Source organism: Ruegeria sp. BHSC223, from assembly GCF_059613025.1.
The window spans coordinates 391,404-411,477 of record NZ_JBXWRR010000002.1; the positions used below are offsets into that span (position 1 = coordinate 391,404).

20 protein-coding genes are annotated in these 20,074 nt (G+C 63.2%); 10 read left to right on the forward strand and 10 right to left on the reverse strand.

Annotation, left to right across the window (positions count from 1 at the left end):
• Positions 1–190: 190 nt before the first annotated feature.
• The 5 genes from AC2FNY_RS05875 to AC2FNY_RS05895 form a co-directional block, all read right to left on the reverse strand.
• Positions 191–853, reverse strand: coding sequence for a DUF1194 domain-containing protein (locus AC2FNY_RS05875; RefSeq protein WP_496801895.1), 663 nt, complete (start codon positions 851–853; stop codon positions 191–193).
• An 87-nt stretch (positions 854–940) separates the two neighbouring features.
• Positions 941–1,969 carry a MaoC family dehydratase gene (locus tag AC2FNY_RS05880; protein WP_496801896.1) on the reverse strand — a complete coding sequence of 343 codons (1,029 nt, stop codon included), beginning with the start codon at positions 1,967–1,969 and terminating at the stop codon, positions 941–943.
• Positions 1,969–2,175, reverse strand: a complete 207-nt coding sequence (locus AC2FNY_RS05885) for a DUF1737 domain-containing protein (RefSeq protein WP_234137250.1) — start codon at positions 2,173–2,175, stop codon at positions 1,969–1,971. Before AC2FNY_RS05885 ends, AC2FNY_RS05880 begins: the two co-directional genes overlap by 1 nt.
• 9 nt (positions 2,176–2,184) lie before the next feature.
• A complete protein-coding gene (locus AC2FNY_RS05890) occupies positions 2,185–2,739 on the reverse strand; it encodes an NnrU family protein (protein ID WP_234137249.1) in 555 nt (184 codons plus the stop codon).
• Between the two features lie 6 nt (positions 2,740–2,745).
• Complete coding sequence (locus tag AC2FNY_RS05895) at positions 2,746–3,603, reverse strand: HpcH/HpaI aldolase/citrate lyase family protein (protein WP_234137248.1); 858 nt, start codon at positions 3,601–3,603, stop codon at positions 2,746–2,748.
• A gap of 312 nt (positions 3,604–3,915) precedes the next feature.
• On the opposite strand from AC2FNY_RS05895, the gene AC2FNY_RS05900 reads away from it, so the two are divergent.
• The gene (locus AC2FNY_RS05900) at positions 3,916–4,230 is read left to right on the forward strand and encodes a hypothetical protein (protein ID WP_496801897.1); all 315 of its coding nucleotides are present in this window, start codon (positions 3,916–3,918) and stop codon (positions 4,228–4,230) included.
• 82 nt (positions 4,231–4,312) lie between these two features.
• On the opposite strand, the gene AC2FNY_RS05905 is transcribed toward AC2FNY_RS05900, so the two are convergent.
• A complete protein-coding gene (locus AC2FNY_RS05905) occupies positions 4,313–5,068 on the reverse strand; it encodes a TSUP family transporter (protein WP_234137246.1) in 756 nt (251 codons plus the stop codon).
• Between the two features lie 162 nt (positions 5,069–5,230).
• On the opposite strand from AC2FNY_RS05905, the gene mdh reads away from it, so the two are divergent.
• Positions 5,231–6,193, forward strand: coding sequence for a malate dehydrogenase (gene mdh / locus AC2FNY_RS05910; RefSeq protein WP_234137245.1), 963 nt, complete (start codon positions 5,231–5,233; stop codon positions 6,191–6,193).
• Between the two features lie 50 nt (positions 6,194–6,243).
• Here mdh and AC2FNY_RS05915 read toward each other — a convergent pair whose 3' ends face one another.
• Positions 6,244–7,329: a glycosyltransferase family 2 protein gene (locus AC2FNY_RS05915; RefSeq protein ID WP_496801898.1), complete on the reverse strand. Its 1,086-nt coding sequence runs from the start codon at positions 7,327–7,329 to the stop codon at positions 6,244–6,246.
• A gap of 314 nt (positions 7,330–7,643) precedes the next feature.
• Between AC2FNY_RS05915 and sucC the strand changes: the two genes are divergently transcribed.
• The 8 genes from sucC (at position 7,644) to lpdA (ending at position 17,578) form a co-directional block, all read left to right on the forward strand.
• The gene (gene sucC / locus AC2FNY_RS05920) at positions 7,644–8,837 is read left to right on the forward strand and encodes an ADP-forming succinate--CoA ligase subunit beta (protein ID WP_234137243.1); all 1,194 of its coding nucleotides are present in this window, start codon (positions 7,644–7,646) and stop codon (positions 8,835–8,837) included.
• 89 nt (positions 8,838–8,926) lie between these two features.
• Positions 8,927–9,811, forward strand: a complete 885-nt coding sequence (gene sucD, locus AC2FNY_RS05925) for a succinate--CoA ligase subunit alpha (protein WP_234176324.1) — start codon at positions 8,927–8,929, stop codon at positions 9,809–9,811.
• Between the two features lie 49 nt (positions 9,812–9,860).
• On the forward strand, positions 9,861–10,412 hold the full coding sequence (locus AC2FNY_RS05930) for a DUF805 domain-containing protein (RefSeq protein ID WP_496801899.1): 552 nt from the start codon (positions 9,861–9,863) through the stop codon (positions 10,410–10,412).
• Entirely contained in the window at positions 10,409–11,167 is a 759-nt protein-coding gene (locus tag AC2FNY_RS05935; protein WP_496801900.1) for an alpha/beta hydrolase family protein, read from the forward strand. The genes AC2FNY_RS05930 and AC2FNY_RS05935 overlap by 4 nt, the downstream gene beginning before the upstream one ends.
• 17 nt (positions 11,168–11,184) lie before the next feature.
• Positions 11,185–14,142 carry a 2-oxoglutarate dehydrogenase E1 component gene (locus AC2FNY_RS05940; protein ID WP_496801901.1) on the forward strand — a complete coding sequence of 986 codons (2,958 nt, stop codon included), beginning with the start codon at positions 11,185–11,187 and terminating at the stop codon, positions 14,140–14,142.
• Between the two features lie 3 nt (positions 14,143–14,145).
• Positions 14,146–15,666: a 2-oxoglutarate dehydrogenase complex dihydrolipoyllysine-residue succinyltransferase gene (odhB, locus tag AC2FNY_RS05945; RefSeq protein WP_496801902.1), complete on the forward strand. Its 1,521-nt coding sequence runs from the start codon at positions 14,146–14,148 to the stop codon at positions 15,664–15,666.
• A gap of 182 nt (positions 15,667–15,848) precedes the next feature.
• Positions 15,849–16,118: a hypothetical protein gene (locus tag AC2FNY_RS05950; protein WP_234137236.1), complete on the forward strand. Its 270-nt coding sequence runs from the start codon at positions 15,849–15,851 to the stop codon at positions 16,116–16,118.
• 71 nt (positions 16,119–16,189) lie between these two features.
• Positions 16,190–17,578 (forward strand): dihydrolipoyl dehydrogenase, encoded by a 1,389-nt coding sequence (lpdA, locus tag AC2FNY_RS05955; protein WP_496801903.1) that lies wholly within the window; start codon positions 16,190–16,192, stop codon positions 17,576–17,578.
• 124 nt (positions 17,579–17,702) lie between these two features.
• Here lpdA and AC2FNY_RS05960 read toward each other — a convergent pair whose 3' ends face one another.
• From AC2FNY_RS05960 to AC2FNY_RS05970, 3 genes are read right to left on the reverse strand one after another with little or no spacing between them, the layout of a single operon-like run.
• Positions 17,703–18,434, reverse strand: coding sequence for a lysophospholipid acyltransferase family protein (locus AC2FNY_RS05960; protein WP_496801904.1), 732 nt, complete (start codon positions 18,432–18,434; stop codon positions 17,703–17,705).
• The gene (locus tag AC2FNY_RS05965; RefSeq protein ID WP_496801905.1) at positions 18,431–19,330 is read right to left on the reverse strand and encodes a cell division protein FtsX; all 900 of its coding nucleotides are present in this window, start codon (positions 19,328–19,330) and stop codon (positions 18,431–18,433) included. The genes AC2FNY_RS05960 and AC2FNY_RS05965 overlap by 4 nt, the downstream gene beginning before the upstream one ends.
• A complete protein-coding gene (locus AC2FNY_RS05970; protein ID WP_234137541.1) occupies positions 19,327–20,004 on the reverse strand; it encodes a cell division ATP-binding protein FtsE in 678 nt (225 codons plus the stop codon). Before AC2FNY_RS05970 ends, AC2FNY_RS05965 begins: the two co-directional genes overlap by 4 nt.
• Positions 20,005–20,074 lie beyond the last annotated feature (70 nt).

Genomic DNA, 20,074 nt, shown 5'->3' on the forward strand with positions numbered 1-20,074 from the left:
GTTTTACCTCTTTTTTGCGTCCTGTCACGCGCCGCAACTGCAAAAGGGCGCGGTTTTTTGGCACGCCCGGCAAGATTTGCCCCTTTGTGATCACGGTGATCTAGCGTGTGATCACATTATTCTCCACATTCTCCACATGTGAGCGTTAGCAGGGCAGGTCGGATGTGATCACGAATCTCTCACCGGCACCTCAGTCCAATGCCGCAGTCTGCTGCGTGACCTCGCGCAGCAGCTTTTTGCGGATACGCGCGGGATAGTCGGCAAAGCCATTGGCAGTCTCGACAAAGGCCCCTTCGCCCACGATGACGTTTTCATAGAAATAGGCGGTCAGGTCTGGCTCACTCTGCTCGATAGCGATGGCATTCACCGTGATCCCCAGCGCACGCAGATCGCGATGCACCGCCAACGGCTCGATCCCCTCGTTCGAGGGGCCATCGCCGGAAACGTCGATCAGATGGCGGGCACAGTCTGGCACCTGGGCAAAGGCGGCCATGGTGACTTCCAGCGCCTCGCCTATTGCGGTGGAGTAGTTGCGCCAGACACGCGGGTCGGCTGCAACCCGGTCGGCGAACCGGTCCAGCGCCTCGAAACTGCTGGCCTGGGTCCAGGGGATGGTCACCCGCTGGCGTGCGGCGCCGGTCCATTGCACCAGCATCAACTGCGCCTCTGCCCGCACCAGCGCCTCGGACACAACCGGATCGCGCAGTGCATGGGCTAGCCCATCCATCTGGGTGCGGTATTCGCCTTCATCGACAGAGCCGGACACATCCACCGCCAGCGCCAAGGCGAGATCGCAAGCGAGAGCAGGCTGGGTCAGGAAAAGACTAGAAACGAATGCGCGCCAGAAAGACATGACCACAGGCTAACACAGTTGTTTGCAAATGCGATCACATGCGCGTCATGTCCGACAGAACAACGCGCCCTTTCCCCGGCTGTCCGTTTATTTCGGCATGAGCACCCAATAGTCCAGATCAAGCAGGACGTCGGGCAGATACTTGCCATCCGCCCCGCGCAAATCGAACGGCTTGCCGCCCTTGGTAGCCACCAATCGCAGACGCAGCGCTCCGACGCCAGGCGCGCCGGTATCGGCCTTGTCCAGCACCTCGGTCCAGGCCTTGATCGTGTCGCCGGCAAAGCAGGGATTGGCATGCGCCCCGCCGTTCAGACCCACGATCATCTGCGCATTGGCCAGCCCGTTGAAACTCAGCGCGCGCGCCATCGAGATCACATGCCCGCCATAGATCAGCCGCCCGTCGGGGCGGAAGGTCAGGTCAAAATGCACCTTGGCCGTGTTCTGCCACAGGCGGGTGGCCAGCATATGCTCGGCCTCTTCCACAGTGACACCATCCACATGGTCGATGGTTTCGCCAACGGCATAATCATCCCAACGATGCGGCTCGCCCGCCAGTGCAAAGTCGTAGGACGAGAAATCCAGTCCCTCGGGCACCACCAGATCGGCGGGCGCCAGCACCTTTTTCAGCTCGGGCACCACTGTTTCGGGCGCAGGCGCATCCAGGTCGCGTTTGCGCACCATCACCCAACGGACATATTCCATCACGGTCTCGTCACGCTGGTTCAAGCCGCGCGTGCGGACATAGACCACCCCGGTCTTGCCGTTGGAGTTCTGTTTGAGCCCGATCACCTCGGAAACCGAGCGCAGCGTATCCCCCGCATAAACCGGTTTCAGCCAGCGGCCTTCGGCATAGCCGAGATTAGCCACCGCGTTCAGCGACACATCCGGAACCGTCTTGCCGAACACCACATGAAACGCTGCCAGATCGTCGATCGGGCTGCCCGACAGCCCGCAGGATTGCGCAAACGCGTCCGAGGAATACAGCGCATGCCGCGCGGGATAGAGCGCATGATAGAGCGCGCGCTCGCCATTGGTCACGGTGCGCGGAACCGCGTGATGCAGGGTCTGGCCGACAGCGTAGTCTTCGAAGAAGCGGCCCGGATTGGTCTTTGCCATCATTGTTGTCCCAGTTTCATGTCAGGGGAATAGTCGGCCGGAACATCCTTGGTCACAGCCTGCGCACAGCGCATGATGCCGTTCGCCGCGTCATAGGCATAGGCGGGGGAGCCATAAAGCTCCCACCCCTTGGCCAGCGCATCGGAAACCTTGTGGCAGAAGGCGGCGGTGTCTTCTTCGGTCAGGAGGCGATAGAGCTTGGCCATGAGCGCGCCTTATCCCGGGAAAGGCCAGGGCCCGACCAGCCCGTGGACATAGCCGATTACCGCCATCAGCACGACCGAGGCGACAAGGAACATCGCGTCCTTGCCCAGCGTGCCGGGCTTGCCCGGGGTCCATTCTGGTTCCGCGGCATTGATCGCGGCGACCTCGACAATGCCCCACAGGAACAGGCCACCGAACAGGATAATCGACGCCAGATCTCCGTTCACCAACAGGTGCGCCGCCGCCCAGGCCCGGAAACCAGCCAATTGCGGATGGCGCATCTTGTTGAGCAACTTGCCCTTGGTTCCGGCCGGGCTCATCATCCAGATCGCAACCAGAACCAACAGGTTGTTGGCATGGGTCAGATAGGCGGGCGGCGCCCAGACATGCACATAGGGCGTCATCCGGAACCCGATCACCATCAGCACGACCGAGCCCAGCAACACCAGCGCCACCTTGCCCTTGCCGCGATCGCCCATTGCGGCGCGCTGCGCAGGCCGAACCCGCTTGAACAGATGCGCGGCCCACCAGAGTGCCACACCAAGGATCAAAAGAACGAAGCCCATGAGAGTTTATCCCGCTTGCAAAGCCAATATCGCCTCTGCTTTTGCCAGAGTTTCACGGGCGGTGGCAACGTGCAGGTTTTCCACGATCTTGCCATCCACCACGGCAACGCCCTGTCCGCTGGCCTCGACCTCGGCAAAGGCAGCGATCTGGCGGCGGGCCAGGTCGATCTCGGCTTCGGACGGGGCAAAGGCCGCGTTGGCGATATCCACCTGCGCCGGATGGATCAGCGTCTTGCCGTCAAACCCCATGTCGCGGCCCTGTGCGCATTCGGCCGCCAGCCCCTCGTCATCCTTGAACGCGTTATAGACGCCGTCGATGGCGATCAGCCCCTCGGCCTTGGCCGCCAGCAGGCAAAGGCCCAGCGAGGTCATCATCGGCAGACGGTCGGCCCGAAACCGGGTCTGCAACTCCTTTGCCAAGTCGTTGGTGCCCATCACGAACCCGGTCAGCAGTGGATGCGCGGCGATCTGCGCGGCGTTCAGCATGCCGCGCGGGGTTTCCATCATCGCCCAGATCGGCAGGTCGCCGGTGATCGCGGCCAGCGCATCCACATCGGCCGCGCTGCCCACCTTGGGCAACAGCACCACGTCGGCATCCATCTCGCGCACCGCCTCGGCATCGGCCCGGCCCCAGGGCGTGTCCAGCCCGTTGATCCGCACGATCTTGACCCGCGCGCCATAACCGCCCTGCGCCAGTGCCGCCTTCAACGTCTCGCGGGCGTTGTCCTTTTCATCGGCGGCGACCGCATCCTCAAGGTCAAAGATGATCGCATCCACCGGCAGGCTGCGCGCCTTGTCCAACGCCCGCTCCTTGGAGCCGGGGATATAGAGGACGGAACGATAGGGGCGCTGGCGCGGATCCATGTCAGGTCTCCCGAGAGAAATATTGTTGCGCGGAGAGGTGCATTTTTTGCCGGAATGTTCAAGGCAAAAAACGCCGCATTGCAGCATGAACCTTGCGCAACGGGCTGGCGCGCGCCGGATTAACCGGTTTTCAGCACCTTTTCGGCAGGGTTTTCGTATCGGAACAGGGCATGCGGGTCCTTGGGGCAGGCCACCGGGCAAGACGGGCCCAGACATGTTCTGCCATGACTAACGGCAACGGGCGGTGCGGCTGACCGGGACTACCGGCAGGCCTGGGCGCATCGCGGCTGCCCCGGAAAAAGGGGACGACCCATGAAGACGATGATGATCGAGATGACGATGGGCCTTGGCCTGATGGCACTGGCCGCAGGTCAGCTTCAGGCGCAGGGCAACAACTGCGCGCCGCGCCAGATGGTGCTGGACCAACTGGCGCAGAAATATGGCGAGGCGCGGCGCGGCATCGGGCTGGTGCAACAGGGCTCGGTGATGGAGGTTTTTGCCTCGGACGAGACCGGAACCTGGACCATCACGGTGACCCTGCCCAATGGCATGACCTGCATGGTGGCCAGCGGCCAGTCTTATGAGGCGCTGGCCGAGGCACTGCCGACCAGCGGCAACGACGCCTGAACCGGGTTGCGCGCCGGTCCGATGTGCCCCCGTCCCTCGTGGGGCCCTTGCGGATCGGATCGGCGCGCCACTTTGACCCGGCTCAGCCGAGCGCGTCCCAGATCAGTTTGACCCCGGTAAGTGTCAGCATCACATGGGCCAGCGCAAAAAAGGCCCGTTCCGGCACCAGGTGATGGGCCTTGACGCCCAGCCACGCCCCGAGCAGGGCAAAGGGTGCCAGCAAGAGACCCGCCCGCGCGGTGTCCAGGGTGAACATCCCCAGCCACGCATAGGGAATGAACTTTGCGATGTTGAGCGCCCAGAAGGTCAACACCGTGGTGGCCTGAAACTCGGTCTTTCCCAGCCTTTGAGACAGCAGATAAACTGCCGCCGGCGGCCCGCCCGCATGGCTGACAAAGCTGGTGAACCCGGCCACCGTCCCCGCCAGCAACCCAGCCATCGGAGGCAGGCGCGAGGTGAATTCGCGCACCCAACCGCGCCCGCGCGCCATCTGCCAAGCCACAAACGCCAGCGAAATTCCCCCGATCAGCAGGCGCAACAGATCGGCATCGGTCGCGCGGTAGAGCAGCGCGCCCAGCGCCACACCGGGCAACCCTCCCAGGATCAGTAACCGGGCATCCGGCCCACTCCATCTGCGCCAATAGGGCTTCAGCGTCGCCAGGTCGATCAGCATCAACAAGGGCAGCATCAGCGCCAGCGCCTGCCCCGGGTCAAGGTAGATCGCCAGAATCGAGGCAGAGGCAAAGGCCACACCCGAGCCGAAGCCGCCCTTGGAAATACCCGCAAAGATCACCGCTGGAATGGTCACCGCGAAAAAGCCGATATCCGGTTCCAGCACGCGCCAATTCCCCCTAACCTGCGACATCACAACGCTTTTAGCGCAGTCACCCGCCTTCGGACAGGGGGAATGCGCCGTGATGCCGCGTCGCAGAACACTTGCACGACGCCGCTTTACGCTCTAGCACAGCGACGATTTTCAACCGGACCGGAGATACTCCAAATGGCCAGACCCAAGATCGCGCTCATCGGCGCAGGTCAGATCGGCGGCACGCTCGCCCACCTCGTCGCGCTGAAGGAACTGGGCGATGTTGTCCTGTTCGACATCGCCGAAGGCACGCCCGAGGGCAAGGCGCTCGACATCGCGGAATCCGGCCCATCGGAAGGGTTCGACGCCAAGCTCAAGGGCACCCAGTCCTATGCCGATATCGCGGGCGCCGATGTCTGCATCGTCACCGCCGGTGTGCCGCGCAAGCCGGGCATGAGCCGCGACGACCTGCTGGGCATCAACCTCAAGGTCATGAAATCGGTCGGCGAAGGGATCCGCGACAACGCGCCGGACGCTTTCGTTATCTGCATCACCAACCCGCTCGACGCGATGGTCTGGGCGCTGCAACAGTTCTCGGGCCTGCCCGCGAACAAGGTCTGCGGCATGGCAGGCGTGCTCGACTCGGCTCGTTTCCGTCACTTCCTGGCCGAGGAATTCAACGTGTCGATGAAGGACGTCACCGCATTCGTGCTGGGCGGCCATGGCGACACCATGGTGCCGTCGGTCCGCTACTCGACCGTTGCCGGCATCCCCCTGCCCGACCTGGTCAAGATGGGCTGGACCAGCCAGGAGAAGCTGGACGCCATCGTGCAGCGCACCCGTGACGGCGGCGCCGAGATCGTCGGCCTGCTGAAAACCGGTTCGGCCTATTACGCGCCCGCCACCAGCGCCATCGAAATGGCCGAAGCCTATCTGAAGGACCAGAAACGCGTTCTGCCCTGCGCCGCGCATTGCAACGGCGAACTGGGCGTCAAGGGCATGTATGTGGGCGTGCCCACCGTGATCGGCGCAGGCGGGATCGAGCGCATCATCGACGTGACGCTGACCAAGGAAGAGCAGGAAATGTTCGACAACTCGGTCAACGCGGTCAAAGGTTTGGTCGAGGCCTGCAAGGGCATCGACAACTCGCTGGCCTGATCCCTGGCGATGCAATCTTCAGGGCCGGTCCGCATTAGGGCCGGCCTTCTTCATGCCTGTTTCCGATCGGCTTCTGCAAAATGCAGGCGATAGAGTCGTCGCCACCTGATCCGGTGTCGGTCGAAATCCGGAATGTCGAACTCCAGCCCCTCGTCAAAGCTGGCTCGTGACAGGTCGGCGGGTTGCCCCAGCGCGCGAAGGGCGGCGCCCGGATCGATCCGCGAGCGTCGCAACAAGCCGATCGCCTCCAACCGCTCCAGATCGCTCAGAGGCAGGGCCTTGAGTTGCTGATGAAGCTGCAACAGGGCAAACATGTCCCCCCTATTCTCGTCGACATAGGCAATCTGCGCCTGTCGAGCGGGTGCAAGCCCTGCATGAGCGGCAGCCCCTCCGCCACGGTCTGTCCAACCGCGCAAAAGCTTCATGATCCAATGGAACCCTGTCAGCCCGTCGAAATGCAGAACTCGCGCATTGACGGCAGGCCAGAGCAGTAGCCTGTCGTGGCCCGCCGGCGCTCGAGGCGAGTGAATGCCCGGCCACAGCTTGCGACCGGTCCGAACCGCCGATTTCCCCTGCGAATGGGCGACAATTCCCCGATGCAGAAAGGGCTGGATCGCCGGATCGAGCATATCGGCCTGCTCTGGCCAGCCCCGGAGCAAAGGTGCGCGCATGTAGCCGTCGAACAAGTTCTCCTGGGGTTCTGCCGCATCGAAGACTCGTTCGAGATTGGGCAGATGTAGAAAATCCACCGTTTCGGGCAGTCCGCCCAGGATTCGGACCAACGGCAGATCAGTTTCCAGAAACTCGTCCGCATCCAGATGCAGCAGCCAATCGGCCTCTGCCCGCAAATAGGCTCGGCTTGCGTTGCGAATCTGACGCTTTTCATTGGTCGCCGGGCGCGGGCCGCCAACTTCGTCCTGCCAATAGCTGTCGTCGCACAACGTGACCCTGCACCCCGAAATGCCCGCCAATGCCGATTGCAGCGCCGGATCCGGCGCATCGAGGTAGAGCTCGACATAATTTGCGCCGAGCGAAAGGTGATGCGCGACAAAGGCCAGAACCAGCACCCCCGGTTCGCGGCAGGTGGTCACCACCGCCCAACTAGCTTGCCCGTCTCCACCCTTTCGAAAATACATTCCTGCTCTCGCTACGCTCTCTGACGGCGCTGGCCCCACGCTATCGGTCACCCTGGTTCAGATCAACCACCAGCCCGCCGAGCCGTTAGCCCAAAAGCCGCAAAACCCCGCTACAAAGCCGTTTTTCCCTGCAGGCGCAAACGGCGAATCACAAACGTTCGCAAGGTTTCGCATATGTGATCACAGCCAGAAAGCGTGTGATCACAAATATACAAAATCTTCACGATATTTCCCGTCCGCGTCAAATAACCCTTTAAAAATGGCCGCTAGACCACCCTATATCGGGTCAATCGCAGTCAGACGGGACAGATGCAATGAACATCCATGAATATCAGGCAAAGGCCCTTCTGCGCAGCTATGGCGCGCCGGTTTCGGACGGCCGCGTGGTGCTGCGTGCAGAAGACGCCAAAACCGCCGCCGGGGAACTGGACGGCCCGCTGTGGGTCGTCAAGGCGCAGATCCACGCGGGCGGCCGTGGCAAGGGCAAGTTCAAGGAGGCCGATGCCGGTGAAAAGGGCGGCGTCCGTCTGACCAAATCGGTCGAAGAGGCCGCCGAGGAAGCCAAGAAGATGCTGGGCCGCACCCTGGTCACCCATCAGACCGGCCCGGCAGGCAAGCAGGTCAACCGCATCTATATCGAGGCCGGATCGGGCATCGAACGGGAACTGTACCTGGCCCTTCTGGTCGACCGTCAGACCAGCCGCATCTCGTTTGTCTGCTCGACCGAGGGCGGCATGGACATCGAAGAGGTCGCCGCCAGCACGCCCGAGAAGATCCTGTCCTTCAGCGTCGACCCGGTGACCGGCTACCAGCCCTATCATGGCCGCCGCATCGCGTTTTCGCTCGGCCTTTCCGGCCCGCAGGTGAAACAATGCGTCTCGCTGATGGGTCTCCTCTACAAGGCCTTCGTCGAGAAGGACATGGAGATGCTGGAAATCAACCCGCTGATCGTGGCCGAGGGTGGCAGCCTCAAGGTGCTGGACGCCAAAGTCGGCTTTGACGGCAACGCGATCTACCGCCACTCGGACATCGCCGAACTGCGCGACACCACCGAGGAGGATCCCAAGGAACTGGAAGCCTCCAAGTACGACCTGAACTACATCGCACTGGATGGCGAGATCGGTTGCATGGTCAACGGCGCCGGTCTGGCGATGGCAACCATGGACATCATCAAGCTCTACGGTGCCGAGCCTGCCAACTTCCTCGACGTCGGCGGCGGCGCCACCAAGGAGAAGGTGACCGAAGCGTTCAAGATCATCACCTCGGACCCCAACGTCAAAGGCATCCTCGTGAACATCTTCGGCGGTATCATGCGCTGTGACGTGATCGCCGAGGGCGTGGTCGCCGCGGTCAAGGAAGTGGGCCTTCAGGTTCCGCTGGTCGTCCGTCTCGAAGGCACCAATGTCGAGAAAGGCAAGGAGATCATCAACACCTCCGGCCTGAACGTCATCGCCGCCGACAACCTGTCGGATGGTGCCGAGAAGATCGTGAAAGCGGTCAAGGGCTGAACGTAGGGTGGGCGGCCCGCCCACCATCCCTCAATGAATGGTGGGCAAGTCTGCCCACCCTACGACAGATTTCAAAGGAGAACGCCAAGATGGCAGTCCTCATCGACGAAAATACCAAGGTCATCTGCCAGGGCTTCACCGGCTCGCAGGGTACCTTTCACTCGGAACAGGCCATCGCCTATGGCACCAAGATGGTCGGCGGGGTCACCCCCGGCAAGGGTGGGCAGACCCACCTGAACCTGCCCGTCTTCAACTCGGTGCACGAGGCCAAGGCCGTGACCGAGGCCAATGCAACCGTGATCTATGTGCCGCCGCCCTTTGCCGCCGACTCGATCCTCGAGGCGATCGACGCCAAGATGGAGGTGATCGTCTGCATCACCGAAGGCATCCCGGTGCTGGACATGATGAAGGTCAAGCGCGCGCTCGAAGGCTCGTCCTCGCGCCTCATCGGCCCCAACTGCCCCGGTGTCATCACGCCCGATGCCTGCAAGATTGGCATCATGCCCGGCCATATCCACAAGCGCGGCAGCGTCGGCGTTGTGTCTCGTTCGGGCACCCTGACCTATGAGGCGGTGAAACAGACCTCGGATATCGGTCTGGGCCAATCCACCGCCGTGGGCATCGGCGGCGACCCTATCAAGGGGACCGAGCATATCGATGTGCTGGAATGGTTCCTGGCCGACGATGAAACCGAAAGCATCATCATGATCGGCGAGATCGGCGGCAGCGCCGAGGAAGAGGCCGCCCAGTTCCTGAAAGACGAGGCCAAGAAGGGCCGCAGGAAGCCGGTCGCCGGTTTCATCGCGGGCCGCACCGCCCCTCCGGGCCGCCGCATGGGTCACGCGGGCGCTATCGTCGCCGGCGGCAAGGGCGGCGCCGAGGACAAGATCGAAGCCATGCGCTCGGCCGGGATCGTCGTGGCCGACAGCCCGGCAACCCTGGGCGAGGCCGTTTTGGCGGCCATCGGCAAGTAACCGGCCTGCCCCGCGTCAATGCGGGGCGGCGCGCAAATCGGGAGGACACATGACGTTCGGCAAGGCCATAGGAACGTGTTTCTCGAAATACTTCACCTTCTCCGGGCGGGCCTCTCGCCCGGAGTACTGGTATTTTTTCCTGTTCATGGTGCTGGGCAACGTGGTGGCAACCCTGCTCGACGCGGCGCTGTTCGATTCCGTGACCACCACGGTCGAAACCTCGGACACCGGCGCCGGCGCCAGTATCGAGAATACCGGCCCCCTCGCCGCGCTGTTCTCACTCGCCGTGTTCCTGCCGCATCTGGCGGTGGCCTTTCGCCGGATGCACGACACCGGCCGCAACGGGCTTTTTGCGCTGTTTCCCATCTTGCTGATGATCGGCGCCGGATTGATCCTGGTCTTCGGCATCGGCATCGCCTCCAGCTTTGCCGCTGGCGGCTCGCTCGACCTTCTCTTCACCCGCGCCACGCTGCTGTTGCTGATCCCGACTGTTGCCGTCCTGATCGTCTCGCCGCTTCTGGTTCTGTGGTGGCTGACCCGGCCCAGCCAGCCGGGCACCAATCAATACGGTCCCCATCCCAACCAGGCGGTGTCGCCATGAGTGCCCACGTCTCGCATCCGGCCCGCTTTCACCAGCGCCTCGCGGCTGGCCTTGCCGCGCTGTTCCTGTGTCTTGGCACCCCGTTGCTGGCCGAGATGTTCGGTCCGGTTTCAGGCCAGGTTCATGGTGTGGGACCAAAGGTGCTGGTTATCGTCCTGCATGGAGATTCCGGGCCGGACTACATCACGTCCTTTGCCACGGAACTGGCCGCGCGAAACCCGCAGTCAACCGTTATCCAGATGGCGCGGCCCGGCTATTCCGTCGCCGGGCGCCGCAGCAAGGGATCGAATAACGGCAGTCGTGACCATTACACCAAGCAGAACAACAATCTGCTGGCACAGGGTATCTCGGCGGCTGGCCAGGCATATCCGCATCAAAAGCTGGTGGTGGCCCATTCCGGCGGAGCGGCACAGACCGCCACCCTGCTGGGAACAGTACCCGGCCTGATCGACACGGCAATCATGGTGTCCGGCCCGTTCGACATTCCGCGCTGGCGGGCTGCGCGCGGCACGCCCTGGCCCAAAAGCCAGTCGCCGATCCGCTATCTCGACCAGATACCACGGCAAACCCGGATCATCGCGGTGACCGGCCAGAACGATTCCAATACGCAGCCCGGCCTTGCCCGGGACTATGTGGCCAAGGCCCAGGCACGCGGCCTGAACGCCACATTCACCGCCATACCGAATGCAGGCCACAGTTTCAGATCGCTCAAAGAACCCGTTCTGGCCATCGCAACGCGCGAAATCCAGAGCTAGGAAAGTCAGGTGACCCAATGACCGAACAATCGCCCAACTCCCAGTTTCATGCCTCAAGCTTCATGCAGGGGCACAATGCGGAATACCTCGAACAACTCTATGCCCGATACGCCAACGACCCCGGCGCGGTGGATGCCGCATGGGCCGAGTTTTTCCGCGCGATGGGCGATGCGGATACCGATGTGAAGAAGGAGGCCGACGGCCCCAGCTGGGCGCGCGCCGACTGGCCGCCGATGCCCGCCGACGACCTGACCGGCGCGCTGACCGGGCAATGGGCCGAGATCGACGCCAAGGCCGCTGGTGGCAAGATCAAGGAACAGGCCGTCAAGGCCGGCGTTCCGGTCAGTGATGACCAGATCAAGCGTGCGGTGCTGGATTCGATCCGCGCCCTGATGATCATCCGCGCCTATCGTATCCGGGGCCATCTGGTGGCCGATCTGGACCCGCTTGGCATGCGCGCGGGCACCCCGCATCCCGAGCTGGATCCCAAGACCTATGGTTTTGCCGATTCCGACATGGACCGGCCGATCTTCATCGACAACGTGCTGGGGCTGACCCATGCCTCGATGCGGCAGATCATCGACATCGTCAAACGCACCTATTGCGGCACCTTTGCGCTGCAATACATGCACATCTCGAACCCTGAAGAGGCCGCCTGGCTGAAAGAGCGGATCGAAGGCTACGGCAAGGAGATCTCGTTCACCCGCGAAGGGCGCAAGGCCATCCTGAACAAGATGGTCGAGGCCGAAGGCTTCGAAAAGTTCCTGCATGTCAAATACATGGGAACCAAGCGCTTTGGCCTTGATGGCGGCGAGGCGCTGATCCCCGCGATGGAACAGATCATCAAGCGTGGTGGCGCGCTGGGGGTCCGCGAGATCGTCATCGGCATGCCGCACCGCGGCCGCCTGAACATCCTCGCCAACGTGATGGGCAAGCCCTATCGCGCCATCTTCAACGAATTCCAGGGCGGCAGCTTCAAGCCCGAGGATGTCGATGGCTCGGGCGACGTGAAATACCACCTCGGCGCCTCCTCGGACCGCGAGTTCGACGGCAACCGGGTGCATCTCAGCCTCACCGCCAACCCCTCGCACCTCGAGGCCGTGAATCCCGTGGTCCTGGGCAAGGCTCGCGCCAAGCAGGACCAGTTCGGCGACAGGGACCGCACTTCGGTCATGCCGGTGCTGCTGCATGGCGACGCTGCCTTTGCCGGTCAGGGCGTGGTGGCCGAATGCTTCCAGCTTTCGGGCATCCGCGGCCATCGCACCGGCGGCACCATGCATATCGTGGTCAACAACCAGATCGGCTTTACCACCGCGCCGCATTTCAGCCGCTCCAGCCCCTATCCGACCGATATCGCCCTGATGGTCGAGGCGCCGATCTTCCATGTCAACGGCGACGACCCAGAGGCGGTGGTTCACGCCGCCAAGGTGGCCACCGAGTTCCGGCAAAAGTTCCGCAAGGATGTGGTGATCGACATCTTCTGCTATCGCCGGTTTGGCCATAACGAGGGCGACGAGCCCATGTTCACCAACCCGATCATGTACAAGCGGATCAAGACCCACAAGACCACGCTCAGCCTCTATACCGAGCGTCTGGTCAAGGACGGGTTGATCCCCGAAGGCGAGATCGAGGACATGAAGGCCGCCTTCCAGGCGCATCTGAACGAAGAGTTCGAGGCCGGCAAGGATTACAAGCCCAACAAGGCCGACTGGCTGGATGGCCGCTGGTCGCATCTGGACAAGAACAAAGAGGAATATGTGCGCGGAGAGACCGCGATCACGCCCGAAACGCTGGCCGAGGTCGGCAACGCCCTGACCCGCGCGCCCGAGGGGTTCGCGCTGCACCGCACGGTCGAACGCCTGCTTGAAACCAAGAAGGCGATGTTCGATACCGGTACGGGCATCGACTGGGCCACCGGCGAGGCGCTGGCCTATGGCTCGCTATTGACCGAGGGCTATCCGGTCCGGTTGGCCGGTCAGGACGCCACCCGCGGCACCTTCAGCCAGCGCCATTCCGGCCTGGTTAGTCAGGACAGCGAAGAGCGATACTATCCGCTCAACAACATCCGCAACGGTCAAGCGCAGTACGAAGTTATCGACTCGATGCTTAGCGAATACGCGGTGCTGGGCTTTGAATACGGCTATTCTCTGGCCGAACCAAACGCGCTGACCCTTTGGGAGGCGCAATTTGGCGACTTCGCAAACGGTGCCCAGATCATGTTCGACCAGTTCATCAGCTCGGGCGAAAGCAAATGGCTGCGGATGTCGGGCCTTGTCTGCCTGCTGCCGCACGGGTTCGAGGGCCAGGGTCCCGAACACAGCTCTGCCCGTCTGGAACGGTTCCTGCAAATGTGCGGTCAGGACAACTGGATCGTGGCCAACTGCACCACGCCGGCCAACTATTTCCACATCCTGCGCCGTCAACTGCACCGCACCTTCCGCAAGCCGCTGATCCTGGTCACTCCGAAATCGCTGCTGCGCCACAAACTGGCAGTGTCGAAGGCCGAGGAATTCACCACCGGCTCGTCCTTCCACCGGGTTCTGTGGGATGATGCGCAATATGGCAACTCGGAGACCAAGCTGGTCGCCGACGACAAGATCAAGCGGGTCGTGCTGTGCTCGGGCAAGGTCTATTTCGACCTGCTCGAGGAACGCGACGCGCGCGGCATCGACGATGTCTATCTGCTCAGGATCGAGCAGTATTACCCCTTCCCCGCCCATTCGCTCATCAACGAGTTGGAGCGGTTCAAGGGGGCCGAGATGGTCTGGTGCCAGGAAGAACCCAAGAACCAGGGCGCGTGGAGCTTCATCGAGCCCAATATCGAATGGGTGCTGACCCGCATCGGCGCCAAACACACCCGCCCGACCTATGTGGGCCGCGCCACCTCGGCCTCTCCCGCGACCGGTCTGGCCAGTCAACACAAAGCCCAACAAGAGGCGCTCGTGAACGAAGCGCTGAGCATCGAAGGAAAATAAGCGATGACGATCGAAGTTCGTGTCCCCACGCTTGGCGAATCCGTGACCGAGGCCACAGTGGCCACCTGGTTCAAGAAACCCGGCGACGCCGTCGCAGTGGACGAGATGCTCTGTGAGCTGGAAACCGACAAGGTAACCGTCGAGGTCCCCGCCCCCGCCGCAGGCGTGATGGGTGAAATTGTGGCCAAGGAAGGCGAAACCGTTGGCGTGAACGCGCTGCTGGCAACCATTGCCGCCGGCGAAGGTGCGGCCCCTGCCGCAGGCGAAAAACCCGCGAAAGCGGCGGCAGAGCCTGCCGCCGAGGCGGGCGGTTCGGTTGACGTGATGGTGCCCACCTTGGGTGAATCGGTGACCGAAGCCACTGTCTCGACCTGGTTCAAGAAGGTGGGCGACACCGTCGCGCAAGACGAGATGCTGTGCGAGCTGGAAACCGACAAGGTCTCGGTCGAGGTGCCTGCACCGGCGTCGGGCGTATTGGCCGAAATCGTCGCCGCCGAAGGCACCACCGTGAACGCATCGGCCAAGCTGGCGGTGATCTCGGGCAGCGCCTCGGGCGTCTCTCCCGCACCCGCCGCCCCGTCCACCACTGTCGCTGCCGCAGCTTCCACCGGCAAGGACATTGCCAACGCGCCCTCGGCCGAAAAGGCGATGGCCGAGGCCGGGATCAACCCGGCACAGGTCACCGGAACCGGACGCGATGGCCGCATCATGAAAGAGGATGTCGCCGCAGCCGTTGCCGCCGCAGCCGCCGCACCGGCCGCCGCACCTGCCGCGGCTTCGGCCCCCGCCGCGGCCCCCCGCGCGCCTGCCCTGGCAGAGGATGCCGTGCGCGAGGAGCGCGTTCGCATGACGCGCCTGCGCCAGACCATCGCCAAGCGCCTGAAGGACGCCCAGAACACCGCCGCGATCCTGACCACCTATAACGAGGTGGACATGACCGAGGTTATGGCGATCCGCAACCAATACAAGGACGCGTTCGAGAAGAAGCACGGCGTGCGCATGGGCTTCATGTCGTTCTTCACCAAGGCCTGCTGCCACGCGCTGAAAGAGGTGCCCGAGGTCAACGCCGAGATCGACGGCCAGGACATCGTCTACAAGAACTACGTGCATATGGGCGTCGCCGCCGGTACGCCGCAGGGCCTCGTGGTGCCGGTCATCCGCGACGCCGACCAGATGTCCTTTGCCGAAATCGAAAAGGCCATCGCCGAAAAGGGCAAGCGCGCCCGCGACGGCAAACTGTCCATGGCCGAGATGCAGGGCGGCACCTTCACCATCTCGAACGGTGGCGTCTACGGCTCGCTGATGTCCTCGCCGATCCTGAACCCCCCGCAGTCGGGCATCCTCGGCATGCACAAGATCCAGGACCGCCCCATGGTCATCAACGGCGAGATCAAGATCCGCCCGATGATGTACCTGGCGCTCAGCTACGATCACCGCATCGTCGACGGCAAGGGCGCCGTGACCTTCCTGGTGCGCGTGAAAGAGGCGCTCGAAGATCCCCGCCGCCTGCTGATGGATCTGTGATCAAAGACAACCGGTCTCGCACCATGTCCGGTGCGAGGCCGAAACCATCTCAGGCCGGACAGACAAGAAAGCCGAGTATGACGGATCAGATGATTGACGGAATGCTATCCAGATTCGCCGCGCTCCGGGTCACGCATCGGCGACCCGCTGCCTTACATGCCGGATTAGAAGGACACTGACCCATGGCAACCCACGCCCTCTGGCAGGCCGATGTGGCCGATTTCGACGCCTGGCTCAAGGTGTTCCGCGAGGATCGCGCGATGCGCAAGGCCGCGGGCATCCGCGATTTGCATATCTGGCGCGACCCTGATCGCGCCGATCATGCGGTGGCTTTGTTCGAGATCACCGACCTCGCCTCGGCCAAGGCCTTCTTCGACAGCGAAGAACTGGCCATGCACCACGAACGCGGCGGCATTGCCCATATCACGGTGAAGCTGCTGACGCCGGTCTGATCCGGCACCGGCACGACATTTCAGGCACCGGGCCGCACTACCCCACCCGGCGCACACGAAGGAGAGTTAAAATGGCTAACTATGACGTCATCGTAATCGGCGCCGGCCCCGGCGGCTATGTCTGCGCCATCCGCTGCGCCCAGCTGGGCCTGAAGACAGCTGTTGTCGAGGGCCGTGAAACCCTGGGCGGCACCTGCCTGAACGTGGGCTGTATCCCCTCCAAGGCGCTGCTGCATGCCTCGCACAGCCTGCACGAGGCGCAGCACAACTTTGCCAAGATGGGGCTCAAGGGCAAGGCGCCCTCGGTCGACTGGAAACAGATGCTCGCCTACAAGGACGAGGTGATCGAGGGCAACACCAAGGGCATCGAATTCCTGTTCAAGAAGAACAAGATCGACTGGATCAAGGGCTGGGCCACCATCCCTGCCGCGGGCAAGGTGCAGGTGGGCGACGACACCCACGAGGCCAAGAACATCATCATCGCCTCGGGGTCCGAGCCCGCCTCGCTGCCCGGTGTCGAGGTGGACGAGAAAACCGTCGTGACCTCCACCGGCGCGCTGGAACTGGGCAAGATCCCGAAATCCATGGTGGTGATCGGCGCCGGTGTCATCGGGCTGGAACTGGGCTCGGTCTATTCGCGCCTGGGTGCCGAGGTGACCGTGGTCGAATTCCTCGACGTGATCACCCCCGGCATGGATGGCGAGGTGCAAAAGACCTTCCAGCGCATCCTGAAAAAGCAGGGCCTGAACTTCGTCATGGGCGCCGCGGTGCAAAAGACCGAAGTGGCCAGGGGCAAGGCCAAGGTCACCTACAAGCTGATGAAGAAGGACACCGAGCACGAGATCGAAGCCGATACCGTGCTGGTCGCCACCGGGCGCAAACCCTACACCGCCGGTCTCGGCCTCGACAAGCTGGGGATCGAGATGACCCAGCGCGGCCAGATCAAGGTCGGCAAGGACTGGCAGACCAACGTGCCCGGCATCTACGCCATCGGTGACGTGATCGAAGGCCCGATGCTCGCTCACAAGGCCGAGGACGAGGGCATGGCCGCCGCCGAGCAGGTCGCTGGCAAGCATGGCCATGTCAACTACGGCGTCATCCCCGGCGTGATCTACACCACGCCCGAGGTCGCCAATGTGGGCGAAACCGAACAAAGCCTCAAGGAGGCGGGCCGCGCCTACAAGGTCGGCAAGTTCATGTTCATGGGCAATGGCCGCGCCAAGGCCAATTTCGCGGGCGACGGTTTCGTCAAGATCCTCGCCGACAAGGACACCGACCGCATCCTTGGCGCCCATATCATCGGCCCGGCGGCGGGCGAGCTGATCCACGAGGTCTGCGTCGCGATGGAATTCGGCGCCTCGGCCGAGGATCTGGCGCTGACATGCCACGCGCACCCGACCTATTCCGAGGCGGTGCGCGAGGCCGCGCTGGCCTGCGGCGACGGCCCAATCCACTCGTAACCCTAAAACGCTTCGGGGCGGCAGCACCGCCGCCCCGTTATACGCGCCCTCAGGGCTTCATTTCGCTCGAAATACTCCGGGGGAGTCGCCGTCAGGCGACGGGGGCAGCGCCCCCTGTCATGCCTCAACTCTGAGCGTTCTCATATCCTGCTTCACGCATCAACCGGTCCGAGGCGCCCTCGATCTCGGTCTCCAGTTGCCGCATGAAGGCATCGCGCGGCACCCCCGGCGGAATCGGATCCAGGAACTCGACCACCGCGCGACCCGGCTTGCGCAGCAACCCGTCACGCGGCCAGAACAACCCCACATTGGTCGCCACCGGGATGCAGCTATATTGCAACCCCTCATAGAGAACCGCGCTGCCCACCTTGTAGGGCTTCGACACGCCCGGCGCGACCCGGGTCCCCTGCGGATAGATTACCAGCTGACCGGGTTCGGCGAATTCCTTGGCCACGTCCTTGACCATCTTGGCCACCGCTGCACCGCGCTTGCCCCTGTTCACCGGGATACAGCCCAGCCGCTTGGCATAGACCCCGATCACGGGCGTCCACAAAAGCTCGCGTTTCATGATGAACTTGCCATGCGGCACGGCGTGAAAGATCAGCAGGATGTCAAAGAAAGACTGATGCTTGGCGGCGATCAGCACCTCACCCGTCGGCACCGGCCCGCGTATCTCGCCCTGAATGCCGACCATCCAGCGCGCCATCCAGATCGTGCTGCGGGCATATAGCTTGCAGGCCCTGAGCGCGCCCTTCTTGGAGACCAGCGCATAAGGGGTGAAGAGCAGCCCCAGGATGGCCATCCAGATGTAAATGACGATGGTAAAGACGATGGAACGCACCCACTGGATCATCATGCAAGCTCCTTCAACCTGCGTCGGGCCGCGTTCCAGGTTGCGGCAAACGCAACCACAGCGCCCAGAACCGGGATCAACAAAGGCAGCAGCCAACCGGCACCACGAAAACCGAGCCCGGTCAGAAAGCCACCCTCGTCCGAGGCTTCGGGCAGCAACAACACTCCGCCCATGCCCAGCACCACCCCCACGGCGGCCCCGATCAACGCCCGCAGGGTGAACCGGCGCACGAAGGCGCCCGCGATATAGCGGTCGCGCGCGCCAACCAGCCGCAAAACCTCGATAACCTGCGCATTGGCCGCCAGCGCGGCATTGGCCGCCAGCGTGATCATCGCCGCCGTGGCGCCACCGATCAGCAGGATCGACACCAGCGCCAGACGGCGCAGCGAATTGGCGGCATCCACCAGCGGCTCGCGCCAGCGCCGGTGATCATCCAATACAGCGCCCGGAACCTCGGCCACCAGTCGCAGTCGCAACCCCTGTGCGTCATAGGCGGGTTCGCCGCCAACGATCTCGATCAGTTGCGGCACCGGCAGGGTGTCCAACGGTAAATCAGGCCCGAGCCAGGGCGCCAGCAGCGCCGCCTGTTCCTCGCGGCTCAGCGCGCGGGCCTCGGCCACACCAGGTGTCTGTTTCAGGATCGAGAGCGCCGCCTGCGTCTGTGCGGCGACCTGATCGGCGGGCGCGTTGATCCGCAGCGTTGCCGCCTGGGCCAGTTCCGAGGCCCAGCGATCCGCCAGCCGCCCCGAAGCCAGCGACAACGCCAGCGCAAACACCGCTAGAAAGGCCATGGCGCCGGAGACGAACAGTGTCAGCTGCGCGGTAAAGCCCGAGGGCGGCACCACCCGGTCGGCCTGTTTGTCGGCCATCAGCAATGCACGGATCGTTCCCTTGCTCACAGATCCGCCCCCGCCAGTTGCAGCCGCTTATTCGAGATTCGCAGCACACGCGCCTGAACCTGGCTTTTAGCGGCGCGGATCAGGCTTAGGTCATGGGTGGCGATCAGCACTGTCTTGCCCATCCGGTTCAGCTCGACCAGCAGCTGCAACAGCCGCTGCGACATCTCCCAGTCGACGTTTCCGGTGGGTTCATCCGCTACCACCACATCGGGTGACATGATCACCGCACGGGCCAGTGCCGCGCGCTGGCGCTCACCCCCCGACAGTTCCGGTGGCAGGGCCTCGGCCCGTTTTGACAGCCCGACCCAAGCCATCAACTCACGCAAATTCTCCTGCTCGCCCTCCAGATCATGGCCTGAAACAGTGAGCGGCAATGCGATGTTCTCGGCCAGCGGCAGATGGTCGAGGAATCGGCAATCCTGATGCACCACACCGATGCGGCGGCGGAACAGCGCCATCTGATCCCGATCCAGCCGCCGCATATCCTCGCCAAAGGCGCGCACTTGGCCCGAGGTCGCCAGCAGCGCCCCGTAGCAGAGTTTCAGCAGCGTGGTCTTGCCAGAACCCGAGGGGCCGGTCAGGAAATGGAAAGACCCCGGCGACAGCTCAACCGAGATATCGTCCAGCAATTCACCGCCCCCATAGCTATAGCCCACATTCTCAAGCTCGATCACATCGGCCCCCTGACGTTTCCGGCTCTTCTTGCCCGATGGGGCACGCGGTTTCAATGCCCGCCTGCCTGGC

What these genes read in the sequence shown, in the direction of transcription:
- AC2FNY_RS05875 (WP_496801895.1), bottom strand. Translation starts at nt 853, where the DNA reads ATGTCTTTCTGGCGCGCATTCGTTTCTAGTCTTTTCCTGACCCAGCCT.
- AC2FNY_RS05880 (WP_496801896.1), bottom strand. Translation starts at nt 1,969, where the DNA reads ATGGCAAAGACCAATCCGGGCCGCTTCTTCGAAGACTACGCTGTCGGC.
- AC2FNY_RS05885 (WP_234137250.1), bottom strand. Translation starts at nt 2,175, where the DNA reads ATGGCCAAGCTCTATCGCCTCCTGACCGAAGAAGACACCGCCGCCTTC.
- AC2FNY_RS05890 (WP_234137249.1), bottom strand. Translation starts at nt 2,739, where the DNA reads ATGGGCTTCGTTCTTTTGATCCTTGGTGTGGCACTCTGGTGGGCCGCG.
- AC2FNY_RS05895 (WP_234137248.1), bottom strand. Translation starts at nt 3,603, where the DNA reads ATGGATCCGCGCCAGCGCCCCTATCGTTCCGTCCTCTATATCCCCGGC.
- AC2FNY_RS05900 (WP_496801897.1), top strand. Translation starts at nt 3,916, where the DNA reads ATGAAGACGATGATGATCGAGATGACGATGGGCCTTGGCCTGATGGCA.
- mdh (WP_234137245.1), top strand. Translation starts at nt 5,231, where the DNA reads ATGGCCAGACCCAAGATCGCGCTCATCGGCGCAGGTCAGATCGGCGGC.
- AC2FNY_RS05915 (WP_496801898.1), bottom strand. Translation starts at nt 7,329, where the DNA reads ATGTATTTTCGAAAGGGTGGAGACGGGCAAGCTAGTTGGGCGGTGGTG.
- sucC (WP_234137243.1), top strand. Translation starts at nt 7,644, where the DNA reads ATGAACATCCATGAATATCAGGCAAAGGCCCTTCTGCGCAGCTATGGC.
- sucD (WP_234176324.1), top strand. Translation starts at nt 8,927, where the DNA reads ATGGCAGTCCTCATCGACGAAAATACCAAGGTCATCTGCCAGGGCTTC.
- AC2FNY_RS05930 (WP_496801899.1), top strand. Translation starts at nt 9,861, where the DNA reads ATGACGTTCGGCAAGGCCATAGGAACGTGTTTCTCGAAATACTTCACC.
- AC2FNY_RS05935 (WP_496801900.1), top strand. Translation starts at nt 10,409, where the DNA reads ATGAGTGCCCACGTCTCGCATCCGGCCCGCTTTCACCAGCGCCTCGCG.
- AC2FNY_RS05940 (WP_496801901.1), top strand. Translation starts at nt 11,185, where the DNA reads ATGACCGAACAATCGCCCAACTCCCAGTTTCATGCCTCAAGCTTCATG.
- odhB (WP_496801902.1), top strand. Translation starts at nt 14,146, where the DNA reads ATGACGATCGAAGTTCGTGTCCCCACGCTTGGCGAATCCGTGACCGAG.
- AC2FNY_RS05950 (WP_234137236.1), top strand. Translation starts at nt 15,849, where the DNA reads ATGGCAACCCACGCCCTCTGGCAGGCCGATGTGGCCGATTTCGACGCC.
- lpdA (WP_496801903.1), top strand. Translation starts at nt 16,190, where the DNA reads ATGGCTAACTATGACGTCATCGTAATCGGCGCCGGCCCCGGCGGCTAT.
- AC2FNY_RS05960 (WP_496801904.1), bottom strand. Translation starts at nt 18,434, where the DNA reads ATGATGATCCAGTGGGTGCGTTCCATCGTCTTTACCATCGTCATTTAC.